The sequence below is a fragment of the Exiguobacterium sp. KRL4 genome (assembly GCF_001870785.1).
Classification (GTDB): domain Bacteria; phylum Bacillota; class Bacilli; order Exiguobacteriales; family Exiguobacteriaceae; genus Exiguobacterium_A.
Genome location: NZ_MOLV01000006.1, coordinates 1 through 16,276 on the forward strand (window position 1 = coordinate 1; position 16,276 = coordinate 16,276).

Sequence of the window (16,276 nt, forward strand, 5' to 3'; positions counted from 1 at the left end):
GTCATTGCGTTATCCTCCGATGGTTTTATTGGCGCAGATAAGCGGTTCATAAGACGAGTACTTACCTGCGACAGATTGCGTCAGAAGGGATACGTGTTTTATCGATCAGATAAAACCATGTCTTGCACTTATGTTGTAATAGCGCCTTATTACGGTATTAATAGCTAGTCGACTAGATTCATGTCGACAAGTATTTAAAATATAAAGTCTAGTTATTAATACATATAGTTTGTATGACACTGGTGACAGGGTGCCGGTGACAGTGGTGTCAGGGTACCAATTTAGCAAAATCCTTTGGTAGAGCCAAAACAGTGTAAAGGTTTGATACTTGACGACCCTCCGTATTATAGCGAGGTTCAATATCGATCAAGGACTTCATTTTTAATCGTACGAGCGACCGGGTAACGGTACGACCGCTAAATCCCGCCATCTTGCTAATTGTTTCGTTGCCTAGATAAGTTTGCTTGCCGCCATTTGACGCATGAGCGCAGAGTATCGCATACACGACTTTATCGTTAGGCGTCAGTTCAGGCGACACCATAACGTTTCTTGCGATCATGACGAAAGGTTGGCTAGCGTAGTCGATCACGTTCGTAATGGTACGCACCACCTTCGGATATTTAAGTGGACCGCAACTACAAACGCCGTTTTGCCGCCGGTCATTCGTAGTTGGGGTGGAGACGCTCAATTGCGCCTTTCACATATAATCCGCACGAAATGATGTTTTCGGTCAAAATCGGCAAAACTTTTTAAATTTATTTTTACGCGACGTCGTTATCAGTCGCCTCAATCCGCTCCATGACGCCATTTACGACCAATTGCGCACATTTCGGCGCCCATACTTGCGCAGTCTCTTCAGCTACGGAGATATAGCACTCTTGCGTTTCAATCGCTTCTTCGACGGCATCTAGCGTTAGATCAATCGCCATTTCTACGAGGGCCGTACGCAATAACTCGACAAATGTGCGGAGGAAGTAAGCGACGAGGTTGCGGATCGATTTACGTTTAGCGACGAAAGCAGTACGGACAGCAGCGGATTCGACTAAGCTCGCGTATTTGAGTACGTCAAAGTTACGCATGAGTGTCGGGAACTCTGCGGATAATGCGTGGTTAGCGTATGTTGCGATAGAGCGTGAGTCGTTGGAGTTAAGTAATTCGAACTTCTTAGCGTCAGTGATCGGTAACTGCACCAATGCACGTTGCAAATCGACTGGAACATTAAACGCGTCCAGGGCGCCACACTCGCGCGCATTTGCGCCTTCGAATGTTTTAAGGTCTTTAGGGGCTTCGGAAGGGCTTAAAGAAAAAGAGTTTAATGGTGTCGCATTTTGGGCGTTTCCTTGTGTAACATCTTGTGTCGCATCCTGTGTAATCACTTTCGATTCTACGTTCGTTTTCGCTTGATTGGCGACAGGTTTTTCAGCGTTACCTTTCGAAACAGGTACGTCGGTATGGGAAGGACGAGTAACTTCGTTTTCTTGCGATTGGATAGGGTTATTTTCGGCAACTACGTTTTCAGTGGCTACCGGAAGCATACGGAGGATGTTCGCAGTCTGACGGTTATCAGATTTGCGTTTAGCGTTGAGGATCTCAATCATGTTGAGTGTGCGGAGTTTCTTAAAAGCGCGCATGACAGTAGCCCGGCTGCATTCGACCATTTTTGCGATAGAGTTCGCAGATAGGTACGCAACGCCCGGGTATTTGACGGCATGCTTCGAGATAGTGAAGTAGACATTGCGGTCGGCTTTCGTAAGTACGTCGCCATTTGCCGTGACTTGCGCCCAATACGTTGCATTGATCGCGTCTACGTCTTTGTGGTTAGTTAGCGAGGATAGCGTTGATTCGTTAAGGATGAGTGTGATTGCGGTTTTGACGGACTTCGACATAGTGTTTCGCTCCTTAGGTACACGAAAAAGCGCGCTTCCCGATGCCTTTGGTTAGGCGAAATCGAGAAACGCGCAGAAAATTCGTGTAGGTGCAAAACATCGTGGTATGGCGAATGTAAGCGTATAAACTTCTCCCAAGGGAAAAACTTATGCTTAATACGTTGACTACTAGGTTTAGACTTCGTATAATCAGCGTATAGAAGATTATACAGAAGGTCACCGCGAAGTGCGTTTCCGATAGGTCGTTTATCGGGATCGTCCAGTTAGGAATCGGCAAAATTCCTAATCGGCCGGTGGCTTTTTTGTGCTCATTTTATTTTTAGTAGCTGGCGAGTCGTTCACGAAATTGTGGATAACTTGTCAGCTTTTTCATTTTAAGTAAGTTTTACAAATGTTGCTTGTGGATAACTTTGTATTTCGTTGCATTCATCTTACCTCTTCGCGCGTATAGATGTAAAGCATTATTTTATTTTGTTTCATTTTTGTATTAATTTAAGTTAATGGCTTAATACCAACGTTAAATTTAATGGTGACATAGTAATTTAATTCTTGCAATATCTAATTTTTATGGTAACATTGAAATTAAGAAGCGGTGAAATAACCCGCTAAAAACACGAAATGAGGCGGTTTAAGTGGAAAAAGGTCAGTCGAAATCTCCGTTAATGTTTGTCATCGATCACGGTAATGGACAGGTAAAAGCGAAGTCGAGTAAGCGCGAAATTGTCGCTAAATCTGCGTATGCAAAAGCAAGTGCGGTCGGAGTTGAGTCGTATAGTAGCGACAAGGACGACGTCGCAGTTTTCAAATCTCCGCAAGATCCGGATAAAGAATATGTTTGGGGTCCAGGCGTAATTGACGCAGTTGATCATCAAGAATTACAAGATTCTTACACGCTACAAGATCGCTATTCACAAAAAGAATATCGTTTATTGACGGATTTCATTCTCGCAGAACTTGCGGCAGATTTCGATGAAGACATCCTTTCGGTCCATATCGTAACGGGCGTACCTTCAGAAGAACACGGAACATCGGCGCAAAAGTCGCTTGAGGACGTATTCACGGGCAGCGTACATACAGTACGTCGTAACGGACGCGACCATATCATAAAAATCGAACAAGTTACGGTATTACCGCAGTCTGCCGGTGCTTTATTCGTTTCGATCTTCGGCGACCGTCGCGCAGACCTTGCGCAAGCGTACGTTGGAGTCATTGATATCGGTAGTGGTACAGCAGTAGGCGACGGCTATAACAGATTAAAACGCCAGCCTAACGATGTTTTCACGATGCGTGAGGGCATGAATGACGTATATAGCGCAGTCCGACGCAAGTTGATCGCTGCTAACCCGAACATCCGCGCAACGATCCGCAGTATCGAAAAAACTGTTACATCGCCGGAATATAGCGGCAAATACGTGCAGACTTCGAAGATTGGCGCTGATATCGGGCACCTCGTAGACGACGCAATCAACGAATATGCCGACCGTTTGGCGAGTTACATCACGTCGGAGTGGCCGGATCGTACGAAATTTGAGACGGTTATCGTAGCCGGCGGTGGCGCAGCACTCGTAGGTAAGGCGCTATCTAAGCGTTTGGACGTCGAAGTATTGACGGAACCGGCATTAGCTAACCTTCGTGGTTTCTATACATTCGGAGAACGTCGCCAAGCGGCATCCAGTAAGGCGAAGTAAGCGATGGCGCGCGGTCGTAAGCCGAAGAATCCGGAGGAAGTCGTAAAGTTTACGAAGCTGATTGTTACGTTGAACGAAGAAGCAGACGCAGATATAAAAATGTTCCTCGATAGCTTGCCTCCCCGCGAGAAATCGCAGTGGATCCGCGACGCTATTCGCAATGAAATGGCCGGTCGTAAGCTGATTACTTCGCGAAGAAAGCGTAATTACCGTAAAATGGCGGAGGAAATCGTGGAGGCGCCAAAGGCGGTTACTCCGGAGAATGACGAATTAAACAAACTGCTCGACGATTTTGATTTCGATATTTAAACGAGGCGCCTTCGGGCGTCTTTTTGTTATTTATGGCAATGAGCGTCACATTATCGACCAGTATGCGTATACTGTAGGTAAAAACTAGGAGGGGAATTAATGAAGAAGAAATCAAAAATAGTAATCACATCGCTATCCCTTGCTGCAATTATCGCCGTCCCTTCGGCAGTCTTTGCCTACGGAAAGAACGAACTATATGACTTATTTGACTCCGGAGACTACACGCAGTCACGTAATAGCACACTAAGAATGGTCGAAAGTGGCATGTCATTACGCATTGAGCCTAAATGGGATAACACTTACAAAACGAAAATCGTAGTCGACGGATCCTTTAAGATTAAAAATACGAGCAAGGCGTATAGTCAGCGTGTTTATGCAAGTAAGGCTAGGCTGTACGCATATCGCGATGGAGCCATATATTACACACTTGCTGAAGCAAACACAAAGTACAAACTAAAAGACTTCACGCTACAACCTGGCAAAACTTCGAAGGAACAGTATGCGGAGTTCGTCCGATCATCGAAAGGTTTCGATAAGACGAAAGCCGAGTATTATTGTCTACACGTTCCGGTTAAAGAGGGTAAAGGCAAAGAACATTCTGTTGGCATGTGCACAGATAACGTCCGCTTCAAGAAATGATTATGTAAACGAAAAAAGCGCCCCTCCACGCAATTAAGCGCAAAGGGGGCGTTATTCGTCGTATTATTCGTTTGTTTCGTCGTCGGGCGCGTCCTTAATACCAGGAGTCGTCGGATTGGCGATAACTCCGCCACTCACGAACACGCCGAGGACTAGCGCTACCCAAATATTCCACTCTTCCGGCGTAATACCAAACGCCGAATTAGCGATCATGCCGAGTAGGGCCGCAATGGCCACGATAAACTCTTTGCTGCGGAGCCGGGCGCTCCAATCGATTTTACGCATACTCACTTACCTCCGATAGTCTTGACGTATTTTTCATGGGCCGTAATGAATAAGCCCGATTTCAGGCGCCACATGTATTCGCCTTGTTTCGTTTTCACTTTCTTAACGATCGTGAACGCGTCGCCGTATTTCACGTAACTGTGGACCGGTGCCGAGAAGTCCGCAGTCTTCCGGACAGCTACGCCATCGCGCCCTTTGTAGATGACTTTAACGAGAGTTGGCGCCACTTCTTTGTCTTTGTACGTGGATCCCGCAGGCTTCGCGATAGGCGGTTTCGTGCTTAGTTTCGTGCCTTCGCCCATATAAGCGACGACTTGCGCTTTGAACGCTGACCACGCTTTAGCAGCAGAATCGCCAAGTCCGTATTCCCGCGCCGTTGCGTCGTATACGAAGTAGCGCGGGCAATCTTTACCGGTGATATCGTAGTGGCGGTACAGGTCGTCGATGCCGAGCTTGTTGTCCTTGAGCAATTTCGCAACTAACCAAGCCGACCGGTCGAGCGCCTGTTTGAAGTTTCCGTCGACGTTAACGCAAGTTTCGACACCGATCGTCATGTTGTTAGGGTACGAGCCTAGGCGGTTTGTCCGGTAAGAACGTGCTCCGACATGGTACGCCATTTCGTTATCCGGAATAACGCGAAGAATCGAATCCCCGTCGCAGAAATAGTGCGCTGAAGCGTAAGATTTCGCAGAGATGGCGCCACCTGAGTAGTAGCGGTAGTGGGCGGTATCAGACGCGCCTTTTCCTTTATTAGCGGTCCAGTGAATGACGATACCCATTACCTTTTTCAGTTTGATGCCGGTACGTGTATACGGATTAACCTGCAGTAAAGACTCGTTGATTGTATATTTCGCCATGTGGCGTTTCCCCTTTCGTGTTGCGTAGATTTAGTGAGTCAAAAAATAAACGGTAAGTCCCGTTAGCACCGGGCTACATAAGCCCCAAATGCGTTCGAAACTACCGCGAGTGTCTGCTTTTAGTTCTTTGATATCGCGTTCTGCGGTGTCTACTCGCCCGTTCAACTTGTTTGATAGACTCCACGCGTTATCCGCCGTTTGGCGCACGTCGGTAAAAACGTCAATCTTCGTTTCCATGCGGACCAGGCGCTCGAGTATTTGTGTATCCATTTGCGAGTTACCTCCGCCGTTATCGTTGATGATCACGAAACCGCCTCGCCTTCGAACAACGGTTTGCCGTCAGTGCCGAGACCAAGCGCCTCTAACTCCGATTTGACCGCAGGTTGTAGGTTTGCCGGTACTTGTGCGAACGTTTTATAGCCTTTCAAAATAAGTGTTACGTATACTGTGACCACGTAATCGCCTCCTAGTTTTAGTAGCGCCCATGCGAGCGCCTGTTTGCGGATACAAAAAAGAGACTGCCGGAGATTATCCAGCGGTCTCATGTAATAACGCCTCAACTTCGTTTTGTAACGACTTCGGCACTTCTTCTAGCGCCTTCATCCCTTTAATGATCAAGTTTGCGTACACTTGCGCCATTAAGCGTCACCCCTTTCGAGTATTTCGATTCGTGCCTGCAGCGAGAGAATCATTTCGTAGGCTTCCGATAGCCCCATCATCGTGACGACCGTCTCCCCTTCGCGATTGGTGTCAGCAGCCAACTGGCTTTCGTAGGCATCCGTAATCGCCATCATCGTTGACACCGCCTCCGTTTCTACGTTAGCCAGGCGCTCGCTGAACGGCTTCGTTTGCGGGGCCTCCGCAGGGCTATCGATCGGCACCCATTGAATGACGCCCTTTTTAACGGAAACCGGGATCTGCGTCAATAAATCTTCTGCGTGATCACCGTAGTCGATTTTAACGACGCCGATTTCGCCTTCGTCCAATCCCTGTAACTCCGGATACGAGCGCATATCTTCTCTGAACGAGGTATCGATGACCCATGGTCCCGACTTCTCGGACACCACTTTTAGGACTTCGCCGGTCACGTTAGAAAAGTAAATCTTTGCTCCGATATTTGGCATAGCGCCACCTCCTTATTCGTACGCAATATAGCTGTAAAGTATGTTTCCTTGCGATACTGGCAACGCAAATCCGTTCTTAAACGACTCTACGATTTCGAACACTTTCGACGTGCCTGACGCCGAACTCGCTTCCGTGTTGTAGTAGGCATGGCGGTAAAGCCGGCGACCGCTTACGTTCGGATCCATCATATAGTAGCCGGTAAAATCGAAGTTTGCGTTAACACCCTTACTTAAAACAACGACAGATGGCGTGAAACCAAGACCGCTGACCTGCAAGATGTTCATGTTATTCTGCGTACCGTCAACCAAGTTAAACGCCTTGAGCGTACTCGACGACATTACCGTACCTGACGCCACTTTGCGAAAAGCACCGCTGCCGATGCGCGTGTTGATTTGATCAAGCGTCGAACCAGTCGCTAGTCCTACTTTCGTCGCCAGGGCATCGACCTTAGCGCGAGTGGCGTCTTTCGTGTCCTGGACCGCCTTAGTAGCGTCAAGCAACGGCGCGTCACTTAGCAACGTCTTGCGAATGGTATACGTCTGATCCGATACCCCTCCGTTTGAATCCGTCACGACTACGCGAACCTTTTGCGCATTGTAGAACTTCATGGCGTCCCAATGCGCCTGACTGACGGTAAACGTGCGGTTAAGACTGGCCGGCGAGTTAAACGTTTGGATGCCGATTCCCGTAATGATTTCGTCAATCTTCGTCACGGTGGCGCCTGCTTCCGGAGTCACTGTATAAGTGAATAGCGCCTTATCCGATTTAGTTCCGAGGTCTGCGCTATACGGCGCGACTGCCGCAGGTGCCGGGTAGTTGCCGGAGAAACTAATCCCGTTACCGCTTGCCGAGCGAATAAGTGGCGGTTTCGTCATCGTTAACCGGAAGTTGATATCGTAAAGGACCGTCGGCGTGAAGTAATCGTTACCGGCGTAAGAAGTAGCGGTTGCCCACGCATTTGACGAAAAGACGCGCTCTTTCGTTACTGTGTACGTTGATCCTGACGAGTTATCGAGCGCTTCCCATACGAGGAATACCTTGCCGGCGTTATCTGCCGTAAGCATGGCGCTAGACTGCCCTAACGAGTTTTCCGTCGTTTGCTTAACTGGCGTGGACCATGTGACTCCGAGGTCGTCCGAGAAGGCCGTCCGGATATTCGAGTTAGCGGAAACCCCGTCACCGCCGTTCCATGTCGCCCAAATGCGCCCGTATGCGATACCATTGACCGCTTTCGGCACGTAAATGGCGTTCGGCAGGTATTGCGCCCGGCTTGCGATTGAGTAGATTTCGGAATACGTCCAACCGTCGCCAAGCTGTACCGATTGCTGAAGCGACTTATCGCGCATATACATTCGGATTTGGTTTTGGTTGATATCGTAGGTGACGCCACTACCGGAAATAGTAAAGCCGAGGTCCCGCGTTACAATACCCGCAGTACCATTAACGACGGCAATCGAAGGCTCGCGCACTTGTCCGGTCGTACTCGTTAGCGTCGTGACTTGTTCGACGTAACCCCACCGGACTTCGCCCGTTTCGTCGATGGCGCCAAGCATATAGCGTAGGTTCATCGTCGGGTATGCGATGGTTTGCGCCGTGAATGCGAGGTGCAGTTCCGTACCGGCTGCGTTGATTGCAAGATCGATACCACCGAATTGACCGCTGATCGAAGAAAATTCGATAGTGGCCGGAGTAATCGCAGTCGTCGTAGCGATCGTCACGGCATCGAATGTAGCGTAAAAGATAGCGTTTGAGTTCGAAGCGTGCGCCACAAAATAAATACGCGTGCCCTTTCGAGCAATCGCGTATCCAGTGAGTGTTGACGATGTGATATATGCTAAGTCTTCCCACGCACTTGACGGCGTCTTTTTAACGCGGAATTGCAGGCGTGAGTTCGTGCTGCTGAATACCGCAACGACTAACCACCCGTTATCGAGTAATTGCGGATTCGAGTTTTTATATTTGTTGTAACTTCCGGTTAAAACCGTCTCGTTCGTGAGGTTTGGCATTAAATCACTCCTAATTGTTGTGCGCTAGTTACGAGACTAGTGCGGGCGCCGGCGAGAACTCTACCGATTTCCTGCATTCCAGTTTCGACGTTTGCGCCGTCAAAATAATTACCGGCATCTGCGATCGTGATATCGGCGGCTGCGTTAGCAATCGTAGGCAGTTGCGACGTTGGCACCTTGCCGTCGGATCCTAGCGAAGCCACTCCGTTAACCGCGCCACGTTGCGAAGTATCGAGCTTGCCGGACAGTGCCGCACTAAGTCCGGTAACGTCCGCGATGGCGTGAGTATGCGCAGAAGGCAGGAATGTCGAAGGTTTGTTGAGAATCTCCGACCAGTCCACGAAAGCCCATGAAAGCGCGTTTGCAGTGCCGCCGGCTTTGAGTACTTTACCGCCATTCGTCGTACCAGTTGCGGGTACGTGCGAGTTGCCGTCGCCTGTCGGGTGGGCGTATACCTGGACCTGCGCATTATCTACGAGGACATTCCCGTTAGTTCCGCTGCTTGTTGTCTTATTCGCACCTGTCGAGATACCGTCGAGTTTCGCTTTGTCTGCGCCACTTTGTAGACCGGCGGTAGACGTCGTAGCGTTTGCGAGACCTGATTTGATATCTGTCGAAAGTTCTACGACAAGTTCCGCATAGTCCGTGTTGATTACGCTAGCCGTAGTGCCATCGGAGGCATCGGCATACGCTACAAAGTACGCAAACCCATCGGTCTGTACTAATGAGGCAATTCCTGTAGAGATGATTGATGATTTGGAAGGCGTATTTGCACTGTTTGACGTCCAATATGTCCACGATGAACCGTTCCAAAATGAGATATTCGCCTTATTACCGCCGACACTAGAACCAAACCCCCACCAGTTAAATGTGAGTTTCGACAAGTTATTTCTCAACCACGTAACTTTTTCGGCTGTTGTTACACCAGGAATATTTCCATAGGTGCGTTGGATATGTTCGACAATATTGAATGAAAACAATTGTTGAGATACATGTCCCGATCCCGTGTTACTTACAACTACACGAGACAAATCGATCGACTTTAGTGCGTCGTAGACTGCCTGAACGGTGTCGGCTGCACTAGGCGTTGCCAATGATGTAGAACCGTATACTGCACTGCTTCGGTGTGGGTTCTCGGTAGAACTACCAGCAACCTTCCCGACAAAATTCGCATTTGATTGATCTACGAGTTTGTTTCCGAAAAGGACGTTACCAAGCGTGTTGTTATCCGTCAGTTTGCGCCACTGTTTCCATGTTGCCGAATACGTTCGAATATAGATGTTCGAAGTAATTCCGATGAAAGTCTGCGCAACCTGGCTACCATCTCGCTGAATAACATAAAGGTGACCGCCTGATTCCGGAACATTCTTGGTGCTCGAATAGCAAGCGTAGTTACCGGAATTTAGTAAAACGTCAGCATCGTCTTGGCTTGCGTTATATTTCGAGAATCCGGTCGATTCCGTCAACTTCCACAACTGTCCGGCATTCCACTTATCACGTTCCGGAGTCGTAATATGCTTTACTGCATCCGCAGCATGGGCGTCGACTTTCGCTTGGGCGCCGGTCGCCGATTCCTGTTCGAGCCATGTCGACCAAGTAGTGCCGCCATCTCCGGAGAAACGCGTAAACAACTTGTTCGCCGTAGTGTGCAGGATTTGCGAAATTCCGCTACTTCCTCGGGTACTTACAAACATCGTTCCGGAAGAACTATTGCTGTTTAAATTCGATGCCTGTACGTTGTAGAATCCGGCGGTGATTGTAGCGTTAAGGTCGTTGCTTGTCGGTGTTTTGCCGGATCCGACGCTACTTGTCAGAGCGAACAATTGCGCTGCATTCCACTTATCTCGTTCCAGTGACGTAATATGCTTAATCAGATCCGCCATATGAGTATCTGCTGCGTTCGTTTTCGCTCCGACTTTCGAATCAATGGCGTCGATCAGCGCGTTATACGCAATCCGGTTAAAGTTATCGTTAGCGTCCGGTTTAGGAAGCAAAAAGTTTGGTGTATTCGTAGCCATGCGCTACCTCCTTTATATAAATCCGGCGCTTATAACCCGCCGTTATCGACGCCGGTCCACGTAAGTCCTTTAGCGTCAATCTGCGCCCAAGTCAGTGCTTTAGCGTCGATTTGCGCCCAAGTTAAATACGTGTAAGCGAAAGCAAACGCCAAGTGCGCCGGCAACATTTCTCGCAAGGTGACGCCAAGACTTTCGACGTCGTTCGGTACTCCGTAAGTCCCTGTAAATTTAACGGTGATGGACGCTTGTGCCGGCGCCTCGATTACGGTTACGTCCCCGCCTGAAAAGGCAGCCGCGACGTTTGCGATACTTTCTTTCGTGACGGTCCCTTGTAGGCGCAGTCTCGATTGGATGCGCTCACGGCGTTGGACCACGGTATCATTCAACCCTGGCGTAATACCGAAAGCACGCTCCCATCGGGGTAAACTGCGCTCTGCGGTCATGACGTAAAGGTTATTAACGAGCGATTCGACGTATTGATCGAGCAGCAATAACTCTTCTGCGTCCGTATCGAGAATCTCCGCTACTTCGTAAATATCCGCCCAAAAGTCTGGCAAGTGCGCGAGTAAGTCCGGTTTAGACATTAATCGTCACCGCCCCAGCCACCGCCAGTTCATCGCTAGTCAGCGTAATGGACGTCGTGCCGCCGTTTAATCGCAAGTTAGAATAGTCCGCAACTCCATCGATACTGATCAGCAGACCGCCGACTCGCGTTAAGGTGATGACGCCACCCGACGGAACTTCCGCCAAATAGTCGAGATATGCCGCTGTGAACGCTTCTCTGACCGCAGTTAGCGAGACATTCGGTTGCAGGATGACCGTCGCAGATACCGCAATGGTGCGCTCCTGGATGCCGATTACCGTAACGGTGGCGCCGATTGGGCGTTGGCTTTCGATATAGTCGCGAACCTCGGTGATCTTACTTGCCGCAGGTGCTCCGCCCGTTTCCGCAATAAGTACGACCTTTACGGTGCCGGCGCCATTCCAAATCGGCGTAACTCGCGCTTCCCGGACACCGCTGATTTCCGTAGCCCATCGCTCGTAGTGAGCTGCGTTACCCGACGTGGCTTGGCGTTGCATGTACGTAAGGAACCGATCGATTAAATCTTCGTCAGATTCTCCGTCAGTGCCACCGGTAGCCGGTGCTAGGTTCGTTACCGTCAGTACGTTTGCCAAATCGCCAAGTACCGTAGTGACTTCGCCGGCCGCGACATTTGCGAGTACGCCCGGCTCGGTCGCTTGAGCAACGACAGTAGCGCCAGTCGGCGTAGCCATTACGTCAACTTGCGTCTCAAATACGATAGGTTCGCTATCTGATGTCGCAAACTGACTGTATGCGGGAATTAGCGTCGGTACTTCAGTGACGAGTTTTAGCGAAACGGTCGCAAGGGCACCGTCTTTACGTGTGATACCGAACTCACGAACTCTTCGGTCAATACGGTCGCCGGCTGCGGTCGGGTTACCTTCTGCGTCCACCAAAAAAGACTGTCGATCTTCATCGGCAGCCTCGATATAAAAGCGTTCCAGTTCAGCGGCGATTGGCGCCAGTAAGGCGTAAGCTACCGAACTTTCACGGGAATCTATATTAGTGGGTAATCGGTCTAGCATTGATTCCAATATCTGACCGAATAAATCGCTGTTAATTTCGTATACATCTGTAAAAGCCATTAGTCTACCTCACCTTCGAATTCACTTTCGGTACCGTCTTCGACAAGTTCGATTACAGGATCAACGGTAGCTACGCCATCTACGATATCGACGGCAACAGAAATGACGCTGTCTACACGGTCATCTTGCTCGAGCGCCTCTGCGACTTCTTGCGACATTTCGTCCATTGCGATAGCAGTCGGTAAATTAGCGCTGATTATCTCGTCAGCTCCTACACCGAAATCTTCATCGTAGATATAGTGGCGCCCCCGTTGCGTCTGAACGACAATAGCGGCCATTTGCATGACTGCGTCTTTTCCATCGATGATTGCCGGAGTTAAACGCCCGTTAGCGAAGTCGATTCGCCAGGTTTGCGAAGGAGCGATTGTGATTGTTTCTTCCGCCTCGACGGCGTCTGCTTCGAACTCATCGAAATCATCGTTAAAGGATTCTTGCGGAGTAAACGCCATTAGATGTCCTCCCCGTCAATGACCTTATCGACAACGAAAAAGAACCCGCGGTCAACGTCGTAAATCAACGCGACTCGATCGGATTCTTCTAATTGCATCGGATAATCGATATCCGTAGGTGTGCCTGCGATGGTCACCGAAACAGTTCGATTAATTAACTGCTGCGCCACTTTAACTTCGTGGGCCTCTAAAATATCGTTTACACCGTCGACTGCGATAGAAATAGGATTGACGGATAGGACCGTACCCAATTCGATATCTAGCGCTTTGTTGTAACCGTATTTCTTAACAACTCGGCGCAAGTCGGCGCCTAGATTCTGTCTACTTTCCATATGCCGCCTCCTAATCTAATACTCGAACGAATCCGAGTAGGTAATTGCCCCAATAGCCGGACCCGTACTTCTCTTCCTTGCAGCCGTACGATTGCAGGTTGACCATGTTTCCGTCTCCGGATACGATACCGACGTGTGACGGAATGCCGCGCCCGCGTCCCGGAATAGTTCCGCTGAACAACACTAGGTCGCCTGGTCGCGCTGAACTACGACTGATTTTCGTGTACTTGCCCCAAATAGACGGCGTATAGTTCGGTACCGTTCCGGCAATGCCCGCTTGCTTATAGACATATTGAACAAAGTCACTACAGTCGCCTACATTGCTGCCGTTTAATAACGGGTTACCGCCTGCCAAGTTATAACGCAATCTACCTTTTTTACTCCGCGCAATCTTTACGATCTTCTCGCGAGTGGCCGTCTTCGAGGCGCTACTCGGCTTGGGCGTCGGCTTCGTTCTAGTAATAGCCGCTTGTTGCTTCTTCAGCATGGCGATCGCATCCGCTAATTCATTAGCGAAACGGGTCCGCGTGACCGGGAATCTGCGAGTCTTGTCTGCGTAGATAGCACGAAGCCATGTATCGTCCGAGATTCCTTTTTTATACGTAAGGCTAAATATCGGAATGGCGCCTTTTGCGCTAGTCGACGAACCGGTTCCGAATTGAATGGCCGTCGATAACAAAGCCGCCTGCATCGCCCAACTTCGCTTGTTCACGTCAATGCCTGTACGGCGTAGAATACCGTCGCGAGCAGGTTGGTAATACTCTTTGTAGGCGTAAGCATGTTCCAGGTCCGTGAATCGCGACTTGTATCGTTGTGCTACCGCTAACCACTCTTTCGCAAATGCACCGTTAACCTGCGAAACTGAGCTAAGTTTATTCGCCAGTCTTTCGTAGATTTCGTCGTCTTTACCGGACAAACCACGTACGAACTTCTGTGGAGTGCCTGCACGACTTGCCATTTGGTAGTATCCATAAGACATGCCGCCGTATTTGCGGTCGTTATAGATCGACGTACTGCCTGCGTTAGAAGTCTCGTATTTACGGACGAAAGCGGTCAAGTCTTTGAACGGCGCCTTCGTTCCGATAGCAGCGTCACTGCCGGTCGGAGTTGCTACGTTATTTGACGGCTCACTTGGCGGCTCGTAATTCGAAACATCAAGCGCCCATGTCTTAGCGAGCGTTAAGTCCATCGTATGCTTGCCTTTACTATCGATCGTGTGCGAATCTGCGGTAATCCAATACCGACCATTTACGCCGGTTGCGGCATCCTTGATATAAACGACATCTCCACATTTGACGCCGAAGTAACCTAGCGCTTGAACCGATAACGTACGAGTCGGCTGATTACGCCGGGCTAGCGCCTTATCTGCGTATTTCAGTAAGTCGCCCGCTTTCCTTACGCTACTGCGGTGTTCTGCATGTTGCAGGATGCCGTAGCGTTTGATTCCGGAAGCGTCTTTCCGCGTAACCTTTAACCCTTTGATTTCGTCCTGGCCGCCGGTCATGTAGACTTGCGTCGCCATTCCTTCAATCGAAGTGGTTGCGGAAATCCCTTTCATGTTGGTCCCGCGTTCGACTCGGAATCTTACGTTTTGGGGCACCACTTGCGCGAGTACGACCTTACCACCGCGGACCTCAAGCATGTATTTGCGTCCCGTTACCTGGTAAGTCTCCCAAATCAAAGTATCGAAAATTTCCGCGATACTCTTCTTCAAGAAACGCTTTACTCCGAATTTGTATTTGGTATCGGTAATGGATCCGTAAGCAATGCCGTATTTCTTACATAACGCCTTAATCGCCTGACTCGCCGTCGTACCGCCCTTTACAACGTAATCGACCGTATTCTTAGCGGCATACCATAGCTCGTCGAATACCGTGACGTTCGCCTTTCCTTCGCCAGTCCGCTCGACTTCTACGACTGCACCGCGAAATAGCTCGGTGCTGCCGGAATAGAGGCGGATTTGTCGCCCTACTGTCGGTACGAAATCGCGGTCGTTGACGTCTTTACCCATGACGAGATCAATCGCCAAGCAGCGGAAGGCATCCGATTTATTACCGGACCACTGGAAACCGGTCGACATCGAAGTAAAGTCTGTTACGTATTTGCCGTCGTAATAACGAAGTTTGACCGAAGGAGTGCGCGATAAATCCACGACGCTAGTATCGTATTCATACTTAATCTTCGCCAATTGATCGCCTCCTTACGGTTTCTTCGGTATTTTGAGTTTCATGCCGGGATATATCGTGAATCGACTACGTGGCTTGTATTTGCGATGATACTTCGCAAACTCCGCTTTGTTGGCGTTATAGATTGCGTTGTAATACTTGTAGTCAGCGGATTTGTAATAACGTTTAGCAATCGCACCCAGTACGTCATTTCTGCGCACGGTGTAAACCGGTGGTGTCGATTTCTTAGGCGCCTTACTGCGCGGCTTCGTCGATTTGCCTTTCTTGACCGGCTTCTTCTTCGTGGTCCGCTTGATCGTGACTTTTGTACGACGAATGGTTGGCGCTTTATATTCAACGAGTTTGAACGATATCCAAGCGTCACCAATATGACCAGGACGCTCAAAGTCGATCGTTAAATCTTGAATGGTGCAATCCATCGCAAGTTGCGCGTGTTCTCCGATAATGACGCGGACTGGCGAACGTTGGTCTTTCCACTTTTTAATGGTAGACGCCGCTTCGTCGGGTGTTCGCGAAGGTTTCGAGGTACAGAATGAAGGATCGTACTCGCGTGGCCACAATAACTCGCCGACTTCTAAGGTCCGCAATTCATCGCCACTGAAGATCGTTACTTGTCCTTTGCCGAGCACTTCTTCCATCGAAAAGGGATTCGCTGTGTTCTCGGAAATACCGACAGACGACGGAACCGGGAACCGTAAATACGTACTCCTTGAAATCTTCTTATCGCGCATGTCTGCGTATTTTCGTGATTTATAAATAAAGACTTCCGCGCGCGTTGCGTGGAAGCCTGATTTCGTTTTACTTAGGACTACTGCCATCCTTTACCTC

At 49.4% G+C, this 16,276-nt stretch carries 19 protein-coding genes; 3 read left to right on the plus strand and 16 right to left on the minus strand.

Annotation, left to right across the window (positions count from 1 at the left end; translation table 11 throughout):
- Nucleotides 1-268: 268 nt before the first annotated feature.
- Together BLD48_RS16645 and BLD48_RS05650 are read right to left on the minus strand one after the other, a co-directional pair.
- Nucleotides 269-559, minus strand: coding sequence for a helix-turn-helix domain-containing protein (locus BLD48_RS16645; RefSeq protein ID WP_071499391.1), 291 nt, complete (start codon nt 557-559; stop codon nt 269-271).
- A 202-nt stretch (nt 560-761) separates the two neighbouring features.
- The gene (locus BLD48_RS05650) at nt 762-1,886 is read right to left on the minus strand and encodes a helix-turn-helix domain-containing protein (protein ID WP_071499318.1); all 1,125 of its coding nucleotides are present in this window, start codon (nt 1,884-1,886) and stop codon (nt 762-764) included.
- A gap of 632 nt (nt 1,887-2,518) precedes the next feature.
- On the opposite strand from BLD48_RS05650, the gene BLD48_RS05655 reads away from it, so the two are divergent.
- The 3 genes from BLD48_RS05655 (at nt 2,519) to BLD48_RS05665 (ending at nt 4,522) form a co-directional block, all read left to right on the plus strand.
- Nucleotides 2,519-3,574, plus strand: coding sequence for a ParM/StbA family protein (locus BLD48_RS05655; RefSeq protein WP_071499319.1), 1,056 nt, complete (start codon nt 2,519-2,521; stop codon nt 3,572-3,574).
- Between the two features lie 3 nt (nt 3,575-3,577).
- Nucleotides 3,578-3,883 carry a hypothetical protein gene (locus tag BLD48_RS05660; protein ID WP_071499320.1) on the plus strand — a complete coding sequence of 102 codons (306 nt, stop codon included), beginning with the start codon at nt 3,578-3,580 and terminating at the stop codon, nt 3,881-3,883.
- A gap of 99 nt (nt 3,884-3,982) precedes the next feature.
- Nucleotides 3,983-4,522: a hypothetical protein gene (locus tag BLD48_RS05665; protein WP_071499321.1), complete on the plus strand. Its 540-nt coding sequence runs from the start codon at nt 3,983-3,985 to the stop codon at nt 4,520-4,522.
- Between the two features lie 63 nt (nt 4,523-4,585).
- Here the strand turns inward: BLD48_RS05665 and BLD48_RS05670 are convergent, their stop codons facing one another.
- The 14 genes from BLD48_RS05670 to BLD48_RS05730 form a co-directional block, all read right to left on the minus strand.
- On the minus strand, nt 4,586-4,807 hold the full coding sequence (locus BLD48_RS05670) for a phage holin (protein WP_071499322.1): 222 nt from the start codon (nt 4,805-4,807) through the stop codon (nt 4,586-4,588).
- A 2-nt stretch (nt 4,808-4,809) separates the two neighbouring features.
- Nucleotides 4,810-5,664 carry an N-acetylmuramoyl-L-alanine amidase gene (locus tag BLD48_RS05675; protein ID WP_071499323.1) on the minus strand — a complete coding sequence of 285 codons (855 nt, stop codon included), beginning with the start codon at nt 5,662-5,664 and terminating at the stop codon, nt 4,810-4,812.
- Between the two features lie 30 nt (nt 5,665-5,694).
- The gene (locus BLD48_RS05680) at nt 5,695-5,970 is read right to left on the minus strand and encodes a hypothetical protein (RefSeq protein WP_143082915.1); all 276 of its coding nucleotides are present in this window, start codon (nt 5,968-5,970) and stop codon (nt 5,695-5,697) included.
- Nucleotides 5,967-6,119, minus strand: coding sequence for a CD1375 family protein (locus BLD48_RS05685; protein ID WP_236629948.1), 153 nt, complete (start codon nt 6,117-6,119; stop codon nt 5,967-5,969). Before BLD48_RS05685 ends, BLD48_RS05680 begins: the two co-directional genes overlap by 4 nt.
- Nucleotides 6,120-6,192: 73 nt before the next feature.
- Nucleotides 6,193-6,303 (minus strand): CD1375 family protein, encoded by a 111-nt coding sequence (locus BLD48_RS16370; RefSeq protein WP_201723138.1) that lies wholly within the window; start codon nt 6,301-6,303, stop codon nt 6,193-6,195.
- On the minus strand, nt 6,303-6,788 hold the full coding sequence (locus BLD48_RS05690) for a hypothetical protein (protein ID WP_071499326.1): 486 nt from the start codon (nt 6,786-6,788) through the stop codon (nt 6,303-6,305). The genes BLD48_RS16370 and BLD48_RS05690 overlap by 1 nt, the downstream gene beginning before the upstream one ends.
- Nucleotides 6,789-6,800: 12 nt before the next feature.
- Nucleotides 6,801-8,795, minus strand: a complete 1,995-nt coding sequence (locus BLD48_RS05695) for a hypothetical protein (RefSeq protein ID WP_071499327.1) — start codon at nt 8,793-8,795, stop codon at nt 6,801-6,803.
- Nucleotides 8,795-10,813 (minus strand): pyocin knob domain-containing protein, encoded by a 2,019-nt coding sequence (locus BLD48_RS05700; RefSeq protein ID WP_071499328.1) that lies wholly within the window; start codon nt 10,811-10,813, stop codon nt 8,795-8,797. Before BLD48_RS05700 ends, BLD48_RS05695 begins: the two co-directional genes overlap by 1 nt.
- 29 nt (nt 10,814-10,842) lie before the next feature.
- Nucleotides 10,843-11,397 carry a putative phage tail protein gene (locus BLD48_RS05705; RefSeq protein ID WP_071499329.1) on the minus strand — a complete coding sequence of 185 codons (555 nt, stop codon included), beginning with the start codon at nt 11,395-11,397 and terminating at the stop codon, nt 10,843-10,845.
- Nucleotides 11,390-12,421, minus strand: a complete 1,032-nt coding sequence (locus tag BLD48_RS05710; RefSeq protein ID WP_236629951.1) for a baseplate J/gp47 family protein — start codon at nt 12,419-12,421, stop codon at nt 11,390-11,392. The genes BLD48_RS05705 and BLD48_RS05710 overlap by 8 nt, the downstream gene beginning before the upstream one ends.
- Before the next feature lie 59 nt (nt 12,422-12,480).
- A complete protein-coding gene (locus BLD48_RS05715) occupies nt 12,481-12,930 on the minus strand; it encodes a DUF2634 domain-containing protein (RefSeq protein WP_071499331.1) in 450 nt (149 codons plus the stop codon).
- The gene (locus BLD48_RS05720) at nt 12,930-13,262 is read right to left on the minus strand and encodes a DUF2577 family protein (RefSeq protein WP_071499332.1); all 333 of its coding nucleotides are present in this window, start codon (nt 13,260-13,262) and stop codon (nt 12,930-12,932) included. Before BLD48_RS05720 ends, BLD48_RS05715 begins: the two co-directional genes overlap by 1 nt.
- A gap of 10 nt (nt 13,263-13,272) precedes the next feature.
- Nucleotides 13,273-15,450, minus strand: coding sequence for an XkdQ/YqbQ family protein (locus tag BLD48_RS05725; RefSeq protein ID WP_071499333.1), 2,178 nt, complete (start codon nt 15,448-15,450; stop codon nt 13,273-13,275).
- A gap of 12 nt (nt 15,451-15,462) precedes the next feature.
- Nucleotides 15,463-16,266 carry a LysM peptidoglycan-binding domain-containing protein gene (locus BLD48_RS05730; protein ID WP_071499334.1) on the minus strand — a complete coding sequence of 268 codons (804 nt, stop codon included), beginning with the start codon at nt 16,264-16,266 and terminating at the stop codon, nt 15,463-15,465.
- Nucleotides 16,267-16,276 lie beyond the last annotated feature (10 nt).

Excerpts from the sequence above, each read along its gene's own strand:
- BLD48_RS16645 (WP_071499391.1), bottom strand. The coding sequence starts at position 559 with ATGATCGCAAGAAACGTTATGGTGTCGCCTGAACTGACGCCTAACGAT.
- BLD48_RS05650 (WP_071499318.1), bottom strand. The coding sequence starts at position 1,886 with ATGTCGAAGTCCGTCAAAACCGCAATCACACTCATCCTTAACGAATCA.
- BLD48_RS05660 (WP_071499320.1), top strand. The coding sequence starts at position 3,578 with ATGGCGCGCGGTCGTAAGCCGAAGAATCCGGAGGAAGTCGTAAAGTTT.
- BLD48_RS05665 (WP_071499321.1), top strand. The coding sequence starts at position 3,983 with ATGAAGAAGAAATCAAAAATAGTAATCACATCGCTATCCCTTGCTGCA.
- BLD48_RS05670 (WP_071499322.1), bottom strand. The coding sequence starts at position 4,807 with ATGCGTAAAATCGATTGGAGCGCCCGGCTCCGCAGCAAAGAGTTTATC.
- BLD48_RS05675 (WP_071499323.1), bottom strand. The coding sequence starts at position 5,664 with ATGGCGAAATATACAATCAACGAGTCTTTACTGCAGGTTAATCCGTAT.
- BLD48_RS16370 (WP_201723138.1), bottom strand. The coding sequence starts at position 6,303 with ATGGCGCAAGTGTACGCAAACTTGATCATTAAAGGGATGAAGGCGCTA.
- BLD48_RS05690 (WP_071499326.1), bottom strand. The coding sequence starts at position 6,788 with ATGCCAAATATCGGAGCAAAGATTTACTTTTCTAACGTGACCGGCGAA.
- BLD48_RS05695 (WP_071499327.1), bottom strand. The coding sequence starts at position 8,795 with ATGCCAAACCTCACGAACGAGACGGTTTTAACCGGAAGTTACAACAAA.
- BLD48_RS05700 (WP_071499328.1), bottom strand. The coding sequence starts at position 10,813 with ATGGCTACGAATACACCAAACTTTTTGCTTCCTAAACCGGACGCTAAC.
- BLD48_RS05705 (WP_071499329.1), bottom strand. The coding sequence starts at position 11,397 with ATGTCTAAACCGGACTTACTCGCGCACTTGCCAGACTTTTGGGCGGAT.
- BLD48_RS05710 (WP_236629951.1), bottom strand. The coding sequence starts at position 12,421 with ATGCTAGACCGATTACCCACTAATATAGATTCCCGTGAAAGTTCGGTA.
- BLD48_RS05715 (WP_071499331.1), bottom strand. The coding sequence starts at position 12,930 with ATGGCGTTTACTCCGCAAGAATCCTTTAACGATGATTTCGATGAGTTC.
- BLD48_RS05720 (WP_071499332.1), bottom strand. The coding sequence starts at position 13,262 with ATGGAAAGTAGACAGAATCTAGGCGCCGACTTGCGCCGAGTTGTTAAG.
- BLD48_RS05730 (WP_071499334.1), bottom strand. The coding sequence starts at position 16,266 with ATGGCAGTAGTCCTAAGTAAAACGAAATCAGGCTTCCACGCAACGCGC.